Origin of the sequence: Flavobacterium sp. 2, assembly GCF_049949195.1 — a bacterium.
Taxonomy (GTDB): Bacteria; Bacteroidota; Bacteroidia; order Flavobacteriales; family Flavobacteriaceae; genus Flavobacterium.
In genome coordinates this window covers 1,552,239-1,564,959 of sequence record NZ_CP188206.1, presented here as the reverse complement: position 1 = coordinate 1,564,959, position 12,721 = coordinate 1,552,239, and the positions used below count along the sequence as shown (strand labels likewise).

Annotated in this window: 13 protein-coding genes; 5 read left to right on the top strand and 8 right to left on the bottom strand. The window is 33.9% G+C overall.

Annotated features, from left to right (window positions below; translation table 11 throughout):
* Positions 1-40 precede the first annotated feature (40 nt).
* The gene (yajC, locus tag ACNFIH_RS06630) at positions 41-316 is read left to right on the top strand and encodes a preprotein translocase subunit YajC (RefSeq protein WP_035649136.1); all 276 of its coding nucleotides are present in this window, start codon (positions 41-43) and stop codon (positions 314-316) included.
* Positions 317-634: 318 nt separating this feature from the next.
* On the opposite strand, the gene ACNFIH_RS06625 is transcribed toward yajC, so the two are convergent.
* The 6 genes from ACNFIH_RS06625 to ACNFIH_RS06600 form a co-directional block, all read right to left on the bottom strand.
* Entirely contained in the window at positions 635-1,222 is a 588-nt protein-coding gene (locus tag ACNFIH_RS06625) for a YdeI/OmpD-associated family protein (RefSeq protein ID WP_426485998.1), read from the bottom strand.
* 5 nt (positions 1,223-1,227) lie between these two features.
* Positions 1,228-2,499, bottom strand: coding sequence for a peptidase T (gene pepT / locus ACNFIH_RS06620; protein WP_426485997.1), 1,272 nt, complete (start codon positions 2,497-2,499; stop codon positions 1,228-1,230).
* 120 nt (positions 2,500-2,619) lie between these two features.
* The gene (locus tag ACNFIH_RS06615) at positions 2,620-3,762 is read right to left on the bottom strand and encodes a formylglycine-generating enzyme family protein (protein ID WP_426485996.1); all 1,143 of its coding nucleotides are present in this window, start codon (positions 3,760-3,762) and stop codon (positions 2,620-2,622) included.
* Positions 3,763-3,862: 100 nt separating this feature from the next.
* On the bottom strand, positions 3,863-4,861 hold the full coding sequence (locus ACNFIH_RS06610; protein ID WP_426485995.1) for a DUF6515 family protein: 999 nt from the start codon (positions 4,859-4,861) through the stop codon (positions 3,863-3,865).
* Between the two features lie 86 nt (positions 4,862-4,947).
* Positions 4,948-6,180 carry an OprO/OprP family phosphate-selective porin gene (locus tag ACNFIH_RS06605; RefSeq protein WP_426485994.1) on the bottom strand — a complete coding sequence of 411 codons (1,233 nt, stop codon included), beginning with the start codon at positions 6,178-6,180 and terminating at the stop codon, positions 4,948-4,950.
* Between the two features lie 18 nt (positions 6,181-6,198).
* A complete protein-coding gene (locus ACNFIH_RS06600; protein WP_426485993.1) occupies positions 6,199-6,786 on the bottom strand; it encodes a hypothetical protein in 588 nt (195 codons plus the stop codon).
* 305 nt (positions 6,787-7,091) lie between these two features.
* On the opposite strand from ACNFIH_RS06600, the gene ACNFIH_RS06595 reads away from it, so the two are divergent.
* Positions 7,092-8,126 carry a quinone-dependent dihydroorotate dehydrogenase gene (locus ACNFIH_RS06595; RefSeq protein WP_426485992.1) on the top strand — a complete coding sequence of 345 codons (1,035 nt, stop codon included), beginning with the start codon at positions 7,092-7,094 and terminating at the stop codon, positions 8,124-8,126.
* Here ACNFIH_RS06595 and ACNFIH_RS06590 read toward each other — a convergent pair.
* Both ACNFIH_RS06590 and ACNFIH_RS06585 read right to left on the bottom strand, forming a co-directional pair.
* Entirely contained in the window at positions 8,112-8,828 is a 717-nt protein-coding gene (locus ACNFIH_RS06590) for a DUF3307 domain-containing protein (RefSeq protein WP_426485991.1), read from the bottom strand. The genes ACNFIH_RS06595 and ACNFIH_RS06590 overlap by 15 nt on opposite strands.
* Positions 8,825-9,436: a hypothetical protein gene (locus ACNFIH_RS06585; RefSeq protein ID WP_426485990.1), complete on the bottom strand. Its 612-nt coding sequence runs from the start codon at positions 9,434-9,436 to the stop codon at positions 8,825-8,827. The genes ACNFIH_RS06590 and ACNFIH_RS06585 overlap by 4 nt, the downstream gene beginning before the upstream one ends.
* A gap of 279 nt (positions 9,437-9,715) precedes the next feature.
* Between ACNFIH_RS06585 and ACNFIH_RS06580 the strand changes: the two genes are divergently transcribed.
* From ACNFIH_RS06580 to ACNFIH_RS06570, 3 genes are all read left to right on the top strand, one after another.
* Positions 9,716-10,582, top strand: a complete 867-nt coding sequence (locus ACNFIH_RS06580) for a hydroxymethylglutaryl-CoA lyase (protein ID WP_426485989.1) — start codon at positions 9,716-9,718, stop codon at positions 10,580-10,582.
* Positions 10,583-10,661: 79 nt separating this feature from the next.
* On the top strand, positions 10,662-11,219 hold the full coding sequence (locus tag ACNFIH_RS06575) for a hypothetical protein (protein ID WP_426485988.1): 558 nt from the start codon (positions 10,662-10,664) through the stop codon (positions 11,217-11,219).
* Positions 11,216-12,616: a DUF5723 family protein gene (locus ACNFIH_RS06570; RefSeq protein ID WP_426485987.1), complete on the top strand. Its 1,401-nt coding sequence runs from the start codon at positions 11,216-11,218 to the stop codon at positions 12,614-12,616. The genes ACNFIH_RS06575 and ACNFIH_RS06570 overlap by 4 nt, the downstream gene beginning before the upstream one ends.
* The last annotated feature ends 105 nt before the right edge of the window (positions 12,617-12,721 follow it).

Below are 12,721 nucleotides of genomic sequence, written 5' to 3'. Positions count from 1 at the left end.
TTAGAAAATATTAATATAAATCAAAAAACAGAATTTAATTATGGGACAATTAGGTCAATTTGCGCCATTCCTTTTAATGTTTGTAGTAATCTATTTCTTTATGATTAGACCACAACAAAAAAGAGCAAAAAACGAAAAAGAATTTGAAAGCAACCTAAAAGTAGGTGATAAAATAATTACTAAAAGTGGTTTTCACGGTAAAGTTGTTGAGCTTGCAGAAACTACAGTTGTAATCGAAACAATGTCTGGAAAATTAAAATTAGAGCGTTCAGCTATTTCTTTAGAATTGAGCGCTACTTTGAATAAAAAAGCTTAATTTTTTTAAGAATTTTCAATTTAAAAATCCCAAATTCCTTAATGGAGTTTGGGATTTTTTTTGTTTTTAACCGATTGTCCAGATTCTTGTAATTCCGAGGAACGAGGAATCTTCGTAAGTAGTTCCGCAACGAAAATCGCCAATCTTTGTAGAGTTTCTAGTGGAGATTGCTTCGCCAGTTCGCTATCGCTCGTGTCCTCGTTCCTCAGAATGACAAACTTTACGGGTAAATTTTGTAGAACAACAAAAAAGTGAAAACCTTTGTCAAAATTTTAAACTTTGACAAAGGTTTCATATAGCTTGGAATTTGAAATTAATTTACCTGTATTTATCATTCAGCCCAACATTCGCTAAAATCATCGGAATTACTTTTTCGATTCTGGAAATTTTAGTTTTTTCCTGTTTTGCGGTTTCAATATATTCTAAAAACTCATATTGTTTATAAGGGCTAAACTTCTCAAAGGCTTCTTTTAAAGCCGGATTTTTACTCATTTCTGCATTAAGAAGTTCAGAAATAATCGCTTCTTTTTTAGAAGGTTTAATGACTTTTCCTTGCTTTTCGTTTTCAATTGCTTCTTTGATGTATTCTAAAATCACTTTTTCGTTGATTTCGTCTTTAGAAGCAAATCTCCATTGTCGCAACGACTTTGTGACTTCTTCCTGAGCGTTAATTAATTTCTTTTTCTCATCTTTTAAGAAAACGCCATTAAAAAACCATAAAGCAAAATAATCTTTAAATCCGCCAATTCCAATAACGTTTCTTTTATCGTAAACATAAACAGTACCGCCCCATTTTGTGGTTTCAGTCAGTTCAGTTTTATCGATAATGGCTTTAAGTAGGAGTAATTCTTCTTCCCACTGACTGCCATATTTCCACATGCCTTTATTTTCAGATTTGGCTTCCAATTATTTTATTTTTTAGATTTTTCTGTTGCATTAAAAATTCCAGGAATAGCTGTTAGCTCTGCAATTTTTACAATTACTTCTGTTGCCTTCTGAATGCTTTCTGCAGGAACATATTCGTATTTTCCATGGAAATTGTGCCCGCCAGCAAAGATATTCGGACAAGGTAATCCCATGAAAGATAGTTGAGAACCGTCAGTTCCGCCACGAATTGGTTTTATGATTGGTTTTATGTTTAATTCACGCATTGCTTTTTCGGCAATATCAACAATATGTTTTACCGGAAGTACTTTTTCCTTCATATTGTAATATTGATCTTTTACAACTGGAATCACAATATCTTCACCGAATTTTTTGGCATATTTTTTATTGAAGCTTTTCGCGATCTTAAAAATAAGTTCTTTTCTTTTCTCGAATTTCTTTTTGTTGTGATCACGAATAATCAACTCTAAAACAGTTTCTTCAATGTTTCCTTTGATGTGATGCACATGGAAAAAACCTTCGTAACCTTTTGTTTCCTGAGGTGTTTCTCCTTTCGGAAGTTCATTGATGAATTCATTAGCCAAAAGCATAGAATTGATCATTTTTCCTTTAGCGTAACCTGGATGAACGCTTTTTCCTTTGAAAGTAATTTTAGCTCCGGCAGCATTGAAATTTTCATATTCTAATTCGCCAATCTGGCTTCCGTCCATTGTGTAGGCCCATTGTGCGCCGAATTTTTCAACATCAAAATAATGTGCTCCACGACCAATTTCTTCATCTGGCGTAAATCCGATTCTGATTTTTCCGTGTTTGATTTCCGGATGCTGAATTAGATATTCCATTGCCGAAACGATTTCTGTAATTCCGGCTTTATCATCGGCACCTAACAAAGTTGTTCCGTCAGTTGTAATGATAGTTTGGCCTTTGTATTGAAGTAAATCTTTGAAATAATTTGGAGATAAAACGATATTTTTTTCAGCATTCAAAACAATATCTTTTCCGTCATAATTCTCAATAATTTGAGGTTTAACATTTGCACCGCTAAAATCTGGTGAAGTATCAAAATGAGAAACAAAACCAATTGTTGGAACTTCATGCTCAACATTGCTTGGAAGTGTTGCCATGATATAGGCTTTATCGTCAATAGTAACATCTTGTAAGCCAATTGTTTTTAAGTCTTCAACTAATTTATTGGCAAGATTCCACTGTTTTTCTGTACTTGGTGTTGTTTGAGAATTTGGATCTGATTCGGTATCAATTGTTACATAACTGATAAAACGATCTATTATATGTTGCATTTTTTTGTTTTTTTTAGCAAATATAGAAATTTTTCAATGGTATGATTTTAAAATTTTATTCGCAATTAGGTACAAAAAAAGAGATTTATAAATTTATAAATCTCTTTTCGAATATTTTAATTATTTGCTTTTAACACATCTAAAACCAAGATGATTCGCTGCAGATCGAACTTCGCCTTTTCCACGGGTTCCAACCATATATCGTGTACAATATTGATCTGTACATAAGAAAGAGCCTCCACGGTGTACCTTTTTAATCTGAGTTGGATCATTTGGATCGTTGTATGCATCTGGTCCTTGAGGATTTTTTGTTACAGCTCCGTTTTCTGCAAGACTTTTGTAATAGTCAACGCTATACCAGTCGTTTACCCATTCCCAAACATTTCCCGCCATATCGTATAAACCGTAAGCATTTGGCGCATATTGTCCGGTAGGGGCGATTCCTTTAAAGCCATCTTCGCCAGTATCACCATCTTTTATCGGAAAATGACCTTGATAAATATTAGCCTGAAATTTTCCATTTGGTTTTAATGAATTTCCCCAAGCATAAAGATTTCCGGTTTTTCCGCCTCTCGCCGCAAATTCCCATTCGGCTTCAGTTGGAAGTCTTTTTCCTGCCCATTTTGCGTATGCAGCTGCATCTTCATATGCAATGTGTACAACAGGATATTTTTCTTTTCCTTTGATAGTACTTTGAGGACCATCTGGATGCTTCCAATCTGTGCCTGGTTCATAACGCCACCATTGCAAAAAATTGTTTAAATTAACAGCACTTGGGGTAGGAGTAAAAATTACAGATCCTGTAACTAAATCTTCCTCATTGGCAGTAGGAAATTCTTCTTTTGTTGGTTTTTGCTCAGCGACCGTTATGTATCCGGTTGCTTTTACAAATTTTTCATATTCTTCGTTTGTTACTTCAGTTTGATCCATATAATAACCGTCAACATACACACGATGAATAGGAGCGGCGTCTTTTGTGACACCTTTTATGCTGCATAAACTTTCATCTTCAACATTTGATCCCATAGAAAATTCTCCACCCGGAATCCAAACCATTCCTTTTGGTGCTTTTCCAGCAGGTTTGTTTTTGTTTTCAATAGTTGGTTTAAATGCAGATGCTTCTGTAGTACTTGGAGTTTCGGCACAATCCATTGCGACTGGTTTTTCTTGCTTTGGAGTATTTAATTTAGTGTATCCAAAAGAAGCAATCGAAATAATTGAAATAGTCAGCAGTGCAAATATCCAATAGGTTTTATTTTTCATTATAATAGTTTTAATGTAGTGGTTGTTAATTAGGTGATAAAATTATAAAAATAACACGATAATAGTCTATTTATTTTATAGAATTTATAGACTATTTTGTTTAACCTTCTTTTTCAACCGAAACAACTTCATATTTATCTTTGCCATCTACTTGTACCGGCTGATAATACGTTTCTCCAAATTTCACATATTTAGCATCGCCAATAGTAACTTCTTCACCTCCTTCAGGTAAATTCTCTACAATTGTTCCGGCAGTTGGTGCAACTACGGTGTACTTGCTTCCATCTTTTTCATAGTAAGTTCCTCCGTAATAGTAATTATTTACCGTTCCCGTATTGACGGTTTCTGCTCCGCTAGGAATATTATTAACAGTACCTCCAACTGGGGCAGGAACAGCAGTATAACCTCCACTCGTAGAACTGTACCAAACTCCTTGGTCATAGTGGTATTTCTGATTTTCAACACTAACAATGATTGCCGTTGTTGTTAAAGTAGCTACAAAAAATCCCCATGGATGCCAAACTGGTCCCCAGTAAAATGGTCTGTATGGACGTGGATAATAAGGATGGTAGCAATTGTATCTATAACCGCCATAAACATAAGGCGGACGAACATACGGTCTTGGTCCTGGTCTAACTATCGTGTTTCGATTGTTGCGAACATGAACACTATTGTTGACGTTAATATTTACATTATTTCTGTTTCTATTAACTGTATTGCCGCTTATGTTGGTATTTCTGTTGCCAGAATTATTAATTCTGTTTGTATTGTTTGAATTTCGATTATTACCGTTTTTGTTTCGGATATTCGAATTATTTGCTGTTCCTCCATTAATTCTGGTTCCTCCATTATTAGCTCCCGGACGTGTCACATTAGAAGGTCTGTTTGCAGTTGAAGGCCTATTTATATTGGCGGGTCTAGATTGTGTTGCTGGTCTGGCTTCCCTGGCAGGTCTTGCTTGTCTAGCTCCACCACCGCCACCAGCCCCGTGAAAACCGCCGCGGCCGCGTTGCGCAAAACTGTCAATTGAAATCATAAAAAACGATCCCACGAAAAGCATACAAACCGTTTTTCTTATTGTAAAGGTTATATTTTTCATTTTCAGAGTTTTAGTTTCATAAAGTTATTAAAAAAATGATTTCTCTTTTAAAATTTAACTATAATTCAGTGGAACAGGTTTTTTGGTTATAATGAGATATCCCATTGAATTCTAAAGCGCCAGCCTTGTTCTAAAGGCAGTGTTTTATCCTGAAAACTGAAATAACTAACTTCTGAAGTTAGTTTGTTTTTATGTCCATTAAAAAACCAGTTAAAAGCAATAGTTGTTTCTTCCTGTGAGTTCTGTTTGATTGAATCATCAGGACGATATCCAGCATGTCTGGCAGCCATTTCTAATTTTTTTGGCCACCATCCAAAAACATTACTAAAGAAATAGCCTGCCTGAATATAATAACCTCTTAATGTTGTAGTCTTGTCAAAATTTAATTTATCGATGATGTCTTTTGTATGCAGTTCGCTTTGCCAGGAAAAACCGCGATACATAAAGGCAGTTTCAATATTCCATTGATTAACTCGGTATTGACCTGGCGCACCATTTTCGAAACCTTCTAAAGATCCTCCGCCTGATTGTGAAAATCGGGTATAAGGGCTTCGATTTGTTAAACCTGAGATTGCGATAATTGGTGTTGGTTTTTCATGAAATTCCAAATCACTTCCTTCAAAATCAAGAAATCTTCCTAGGAAATTCCATTGAACGCGTCCAAAATACATTAGATTTCCATCGTCATTTGCTGTATTTCCTCGACCAGTTCCCGTAAGTGCGGCGGCCCAATAATTAAAATCGGCAATTCCGGCGCCTTTAAGATGTCCGTAAACTTCAACTCCCATTTGTCTGTCAGCAGTAAAAGGTCGGTTTATTAAAGATCGGTCAACTGTTTGTTGTTCACCGCTGCTTATAAAACGTTCTCTTGTATATTCGACTTTCCATTGTCCGGCTTTAAAACTAAGCCATTCCCATTTTTCAACCATCAATCTAAAATCTAATAAATTAGACTGGCTGAGTTCGTATTCCCAATAATATTTCAGCCAAGGATGAAAAGCGTGTCCTCCAACTTTTAATCGGGCTCTGTTGATTTTAAAAGTTGTTTTTGCTTCTTGACTGTAATCGTCATAAGTTAGAGGATCTGTATCATTGGGAGTAGAAAATCGGAATTGGAGTCTGCTTTGTAATTGAAAAAGAAATTTATTATCTCTGGTTCGTAATTCAATTCCTTTGCTTCCATAGCTTACATTAATCAGTTTAGTAGTGTCTTTTTCTTTTTCGAGTTGCGCCATTCCGTTTAAACCAATTAAAAGCAATAAGGATGTCAAAATAATTTTTGAAATCGAAACAGTTTTATTTGTTTTATATCTCTGCATAATTGGTTTTTAAAATATTTATTTTCCTCCAAAGCTTTTTGCAATACCTAATCCAATTCCCCAACTATCATAGGCATTCCATTTAAAATCATAACTGACAGTTCCAAAAATTTCCCAGTCTTTTGGAAGTTCATAGCCATATTCAACTCCGGCTCTGGTCAAGAAATAGTCTTCTTCTTTGGCAAATTCGCCTCCAAAGCCCAAAAGAAAACTCCAGTGTTCATTGGGTTTATAAATTCCCATTAAAGCTGGTGCAATTGGGTAACTTCTTTCAACGGTTTCTTTTTCGTCTCCGCTTTCGAGATTTTTTTCGACTTTAAATTTTTCGATAATAAAATCAGTATGAAGACCAATTGCCCATTTTTCGTGAAATTGAAAAGTATAATCTAATCCCCAAGCCGGAAGGCTCAAAACTTCCCGATTTCCTTCATCATCTCTGCCTTCAAAAACATGAACATGATTTATTGAAACACCTATTTGATGATGCGGACTGAAAGCTTTTTCTTCGTTTTCCTGAGCAATAATTTTGTTTGAAAAGAAGCTTGATAAAGCAAAAAAAACTGCTAAAAAAAAACTGTTTTTAAAACGACTATTTATATAAAACATTGCGATTCATGTTGATTATTATTTATATAAATGAATTTACTAGTAAATAATTTTCTTAAGTGTCTCAAAAATAGATAATAAATGTCCCAAACGTAGCCGAAAGAAGCTCTGAAGTTGTTTCATTTTATAATCTGCAACGTTAAAAAAGTAAACTTTACTGCGATATTTTTCGTTTTGCATATGTTTTCATTTTTTAGAAATTAAAATTGATCGGGAAAACTCGTATAATTTGTTTTGGATAAAAAAGCACCTTTTTAAACTATAATATTTAAATTTGCACCCGAAAACAACACAATAAAATTCTTATGTATAAATTGATAATTCGCCCGATACTTTTTTGGTTTGATCCAGAAGAAGTACATTACTTTACTTTTTCATTTGTAAAATTCATTTCAAAAATCCCAGGAGTTTCGTCAATTATAAGAGCAATTTATGAAGTAAAAGATGCTCGATTAGAAAGAGAAGTTTTCGGAATTAAATTCAAAAATCCAGTTGGACTTGCGGCAGGATTTGATAAAGATGCGAAGCTTTATAAAGAACTTGGAGACTTTGGTTTTGGTTTTATTGAGATTGGAACTGTGACCCCGGTTGGTCAGGAAGGAAATCCTAAGAAACGTTTATTCCGCTTGAAAGAAGATCAAGCGATTATTAACCGAATGGGATTTAATAACGGCGGTGTTATTGAAGCTGTAGAACGTTTGAAAAAGAATTCAGGCGTTTTAATTGGAGGAAATATTGGAAAAAACAAAGTGACACCAAACGAAAATGCTGTTGATGACTACATCATTTGCTTTGATGCCTTGTTTGATCACGTCGATTATTTTGTGGTGAATGTAAGTTCTCCAAATACGCCAAATTTAAGAGCGCTTCAAGATAAAGAACCTTTGACTGCCTTATTGCAGACATTGCAAGACAGAAATGTTGAAAAGCAAAAAACAAGCACTCAAAAAGTAAAACCAATTCTTTTAAAAATTGCTCCAGACTTAACAGATGAGCAATTATTAGATATTATTGATATTGTAAAAACGACTCAAATTGCGGGTGTAATTGCTACAAATACTACAATTTCAAGAGACGGATTACAATCTCAAAACCAATCTGAAATGGGAGGTTTGTCTGGAAAACCATTGACAAAACGTTCTACAGAAGTAATTCGTTTTCTTTCAGAAAAAAGCAACAAAGCATTCCCAATTATTGGAGTAGGAGGAATTCATTCTGCCGATGATGCGATCGAAAAACTAAACGCAGGAGCAAGTTTAGTGCAATTGTACACTGGTTTTATTTATGAAGGTCCAGCGCTGATAAAAGCCATCAATAAAAAAGTTTTAGGACAATTGTAAAAGAAGCGCCTGAATAACAAGTCCGGCCACTATCGCAATTCCAAAACTGATTAAAGTTCCAATCATAACATACTCGGTAAGTTTTCGGTCTTTGGCTTCTTGTAGATCTCCAAATCTAAAAATAGATTTTGCAGCCAATAAAAATCCGATTGCCTCAAAGTGATTGGTTAAGATAAAACAAACAATTAGGAGACGTTCCAATATGCCAATGTAATTACCTGCATTGGCAAGCGAATTATCCTGATGGCTGTTTTGGCTTTCCGGACTCCAAATTGAAATGATGGTTTTGATAAAAATGGAAGTGGGTTTAGTTACTAATAAAAATCCCGTGATTAAAATCCAAAAATCATTCAAACCAAAAAAAGGAATAATGCTATTTCTGTGATAAAAGAGTGCAACTCCAATTAAAATTAGAAGATGTGCAATTTGATCAACTACAAACCAAGTGCGTTTTGTTTTTGTTTTCTGAAAATTCAATTTAATTAAATCGATAATTCCATGTGTAACAGCTATTAATATAGCATAAGGAATAAAACCTATGTCACCAATTAAAACTGCAGCTAAAACCCCGTGAAGTAAAATATGTAAGTATAAATAAATACTTTTATGTTTATTTGCTTCTTTATCTTTCACCCAAGAATTGGGTTGCCAAATAAAATCGCCTAATAAATGTGCCAAAAGCAGTTTTACGAATAAAATCATGGGGCAAGTTGTTTTATTTGAGTTCTGAAATATCGATCTAAATTCATGACTAAATCAAATTGGGCGCGTTTTTGTCTTCGGCTTACTGCGGCTTGATTAATGCCTAATTTCTGTCCAAGTTCTTCCTGAGATAAACTCGGATTTTCAATTGCCAAAGCAACAAACTCAGCGGATTGTACCAGCCAACTATCCATAAAAGTCAAAGCGAGTTGCAGCATCAAATTCATTTTTTCATCCAAATCTGAATCACCAGTTCGCATGGCTAAAGTGACTTTCTGTTTTTTCAAAGTTTCAAAAAGCTCTCCTGAATTAATAAAAGCTGAGCCGTTACTTTCGGATATTTTTTCAGCAGTATGTGTTTTATCTCCAAAACCAATACTCATACGAGCATCCGATTTTATTGCTCGTAAATGTGCTTTCACTAAAATAGCGGTCAATAAAGCATCTTCAGGGTTTTGAATTTCAATTTGAAATTCATCGCCTCTGTAAACTTCCCATTGACTTGGTGTCGCACCAAAGGGAACCAGAATTTTTTTTAAATCATCAACCCAATGATTTGATTTCTGTTGCCTAGATCTTATAATATCGCCTGTAATTACACTAGTCATATCCAAATATAATTAAAAATTATAAACTTTCTATTACAAATATAAGTAATATTTTTTATTATTACGTTTTTCGGTAATATTTTAATTTATTACACTTTTTGGTAATTTTTAAAACTATTACCACTTTAAGTAATGTGTTTTATATTAGCGTTACAATTTATTAAGTTCTTATTTAAATGAGCTTATATGACTAATATGATTAAAAAATCAATCTGGAAAAGACTATAATTTTTATTTCTTTAAAAAAGAAACTAACTTAGCATTACAAAAGAAAAAGTTTTGAATAAAGAAATCAAGATTATCGAATGTCCGCGAGATGCAATGCAAGGCATCAAGGACTTTATTCCAACAAAAAACAAGGTTACTTATATTCAGGCATTGCTTCGAGTAGGTTTTGATACTATTGATTTTGGAAGTTTTGTTTCTCCAAAAGCAATTCCGCAAATGCAGGATACCGCCGAAGTTTTGGCACAACTTGATCTTTCGCAAACTTCAAGCAAATTACTTTCTATAATTGCTAATACGCAAGGTGCAGCTCTGGCTTCAGAATTTGAATCTATTCAGTATTTAGGCTTTCCTTTTTCGATTTCAGAAAACTTTCAGATGCGTAACACACATAAAACTATTGCCGAATCTTTAATTACGTTAGAAGAAATTCTAAACATTGCTGATAAAAAAAATAAAGAAGTTGTAACCTATCTTTCAATGGGTTTTGGAAATCCTTACGGAGATCCCTGGAATGTGGAAATAGTAGGCGAGTGGACAGAAAAATTGGCAGGAATGGGCGTTAAAATCCTTTCGCTTTCAGATACCGTAGGGAGTTCAACACCAGATGTTATAACCTATCTTTTTTCGAATTTAATTCCGAAATATCCTCAAATTGAATTTGGAGCACATCTCCATACTACACCAGAAAGCTGGTTCGAAAAGATTGATGCAGCAGCAAAAGCAGGTTGTATTCGTTTTGATGGTGCAATTCAAGGATTTGGAGGCTGCCCAATGGCGACAGATAAGTTGACAGGAAACATGCCTACAGAAAAACTGGTTTCTTATTTTACAGCCAATAAAAAAATAACAGGCTTAAATTCTTTAAGTTTTGAAAGTGCTTATAATGAAGCTTCTAAATTGTTTGGCAAGTTTCATTAAAAAAATTCTTATATTTACTTATCAAAGCAATAAAAGCAACAGTCCCCAGTTGTTACTATTATCTTAAATTCTTTCAACCATGAAATTGAATTGTATCAATAGTATCTTAAGGGTTTTTGCAGTAACGATTTTGTTTGTATCGTGCTCAAGTGACTTAGATTTTGATCAGGTAAATGATTTGAAATTAGAACCCGTTTTTATTGCAAATCTTGCCTATTTTGATATTCCAGCAAATGAATTAGTAGCAGACGGAGGAACTCAGATTATATATGACTCCAGAAATTTTGATATTTTTAAAAAACAGTTTCTTAGAGATTATCTAAAAAAAGCTGAATTTGATGTTGAAATTGAAAACACTATTGAACGCGGTTTTGTGATCAACATGCTGCTTCTTAATTCTAAAAATGAAATTCTAACGACTGTTTCTTTTGTTGTGCCCGCTTATAAAGGAAGTCCAAATGTTATTAAATATCCTACTGAAGTTTTTGAAAATCAAAGATTGGAACTTTTAAAACAAACTCAAAATATTGGTTTTGTTGCCTTAATGACTTCAGGAGTTCCACTCGATGAAAACAGTTTAGGCAATTTGAAGTTAAGATCAAGTGCAACAACATATTTTGAAATAGAAGCGAAATGAGGGTAAAATACTTAATTTTAGGACTTCTTTTTCAGCTTTCCTGTTTTTCTCAAAACAAGGAAGTTCTTTATAATTTTACTTCCATTCCTCAATCTTCATTGGTAAATCCAGGTGCCGATGTTTCATACAAATATTATTTTGGTGTTCCTGTCTTGTCTGGAGTTTCAGTAAATTTAGGATCAAGCAGTTTTTCTGTCTATGATTTATTTGCAGATAATGGTGTTGATTTTAATGATAAAGTCAGAAATATTATCAACAAATCTTCTCGTAATGATAAAGTTGTTACCAATCAGCAATTGGAAGTATTTTCAGGAGGTCTTAGGGTAGGAGGCAGAGAAAGTCGCTCTTATGTTTCTTTTGGCGTTTATCAGGAATTTGATTTTTTTATGTACATGCCGAAAGATCTGGCTTTGCTTGCTTTAGATGGAAATAAAGATTACATGGGAAAAGTTTTTCATCTTGAAGATCTGAATGTTAAAGCCGAAGTGCTTTCTGTTCTTCATGTTGGCTTTCACAAAAAAATAAATGATAAATTAGTACTCGGAGGTCGTGCTAAACTTTATTCCAGTGGTGCTAATGCAGTTTCTACTCATAATTCTGGTTATATATTTACAGGTCAGGAACCGGGAACTCCCAATCTTTATAACCAAATTATTTCATCTAATTTAGAACTTAAAACATCAGGAATTTCACGTTTTACAAAAGATGAATATGATGGAAATATTGCCAGAGACATTGCTCATAATACTTTTTTTAACGGAAGCTTAGGTTTGGGGCTAGATGCCGGCGTAACGTATTATCCGAAAGAGAATTTTCAGATCACCGCCAGTATTATTGACCTCGGATTTATAAATCAGTCAAAAGATATTGAAACGCTTACTTACAAAGGTACATATCAATATCAAGGTGCAAATCCTGATTTTTCGGGTACTGATGATCCGGAGAATGTTTTTGCCGAATTCAAAAAAGCAATTCCGAGAGATACCTTATATAATAAATATACAACTTGGCGTCCCACAAAAATATATGCATCGCTGGAATATTCATTTGGATATTTTCGCTCCGATAATGATTGCAATTGCAAGGAAAAAATTAAAGAACGCTATCGGAATGCAGCAGGAATTCAGTTTTTTGGTATGACAGCTCCGCGAGAACCTCTCGTTGCAGTAACTGCTTTTTATAAAAGGAATATTTTTGAAAAATTAGATTTAAAAGCTACTTATACTATTGATGAATTTTCAAGCACCAATATTGGTCTCGGACTTTCAGGAACAATCTGGAAACTGAATATGTATGCTTTAGTCAATAATGTTTTGGAATATAAAGACATTTCTAAAGCTAGTAGCGCAGCATTTCAGTTGGGTATAAATTTCGTTTTTCAGGATTCAGAAGATTGATTTTTAATTCTGATAAATTAAGATTTAGGCCGTATTTATTGGTAAAATTAGAAATTGAAATTTCAAAAATTCATGTTTATTTTTTGAAAGGTTTTTCCTGTAAAT

Bases quoted from the DNA above. Each gene is read 5' to 3' on its own strand.
- ACNFIH_RS06610 (WP_426485995.1), bottom strand. From the start codon at position 4,861: ATGAAAAATATAACCTTTACAATAAGAAAAACGGTTTGTATGCTTTTC.
- ACNFIH_RS06615 (WP_426485996.1), bottom strand. From the start codon at position 3,762: ATGAAAAATAAAACCTATTGGATATTTGCACTGCTGACTATTTCAATT.
- ACNFIH_RS06585 (WP_426485990.1), bottom strand. From the start codon at position 9,436: ATGACTAGTGTAATTACAGGCGATATTATAAGATCTAGGCAACAGAAA.
- pepT (WP_426485997.1), bottom strand. From the start codon at position 2,499: ATGCAACATATAATAGATCGTTTTATCAGTTATGTAACAATTGATACC.
- ACNFIH_RS06595 (WP_426485992.1), top strand. From the start codon at position 7,092: ATGTATAAATTGATAATTCGCCCGATACTTTTTTGGTTTGATCCAGAA.
- ACNFIH_RS06590 (WP_426485991.1), bottom strand. From the start codon at position 8,828: ATGATTTTATTCGTAAAACTGCTTTTGGCACATTTATTAGGCGATTTT.
- yajC (WP_035649136.1), top strand. From the start codon at position 41: ATGGGACAATTAGGTCAATTTGCGCCATTCCTTTTAATGTTTGTAGTA.
- ACNFIH_RS06605 (WP_426485994.1), bottom strand. From the start codon at position 6,180: ATGCAGAGATATAAAACAAATAAAACTGTTTCGATTTCAAAAATTATT.
- ACNFIH_RS06600 (WP_426485993.1), bottom strand. From the start codon at position 6,786: ATGTTTTATATAAATAGTCGTTTTAAAAACAGTTTTTTTTTAGCAGTT.
- ACNFIH_RS06570 (WP_426485987.1), top strand. From the start codon at position 11,216: ATGAGGGTAAAATACTTAATTTTAGGACTTCTTTTTCAGCTTTCCTGT.
- ACNFIH_RS06575 (WP_426485988.1), top strand. From the start codon at position 10,662: ATGAAATTGAATTGTATCAATAGTATCTTAAGGGTTTTTGCAGTAACG.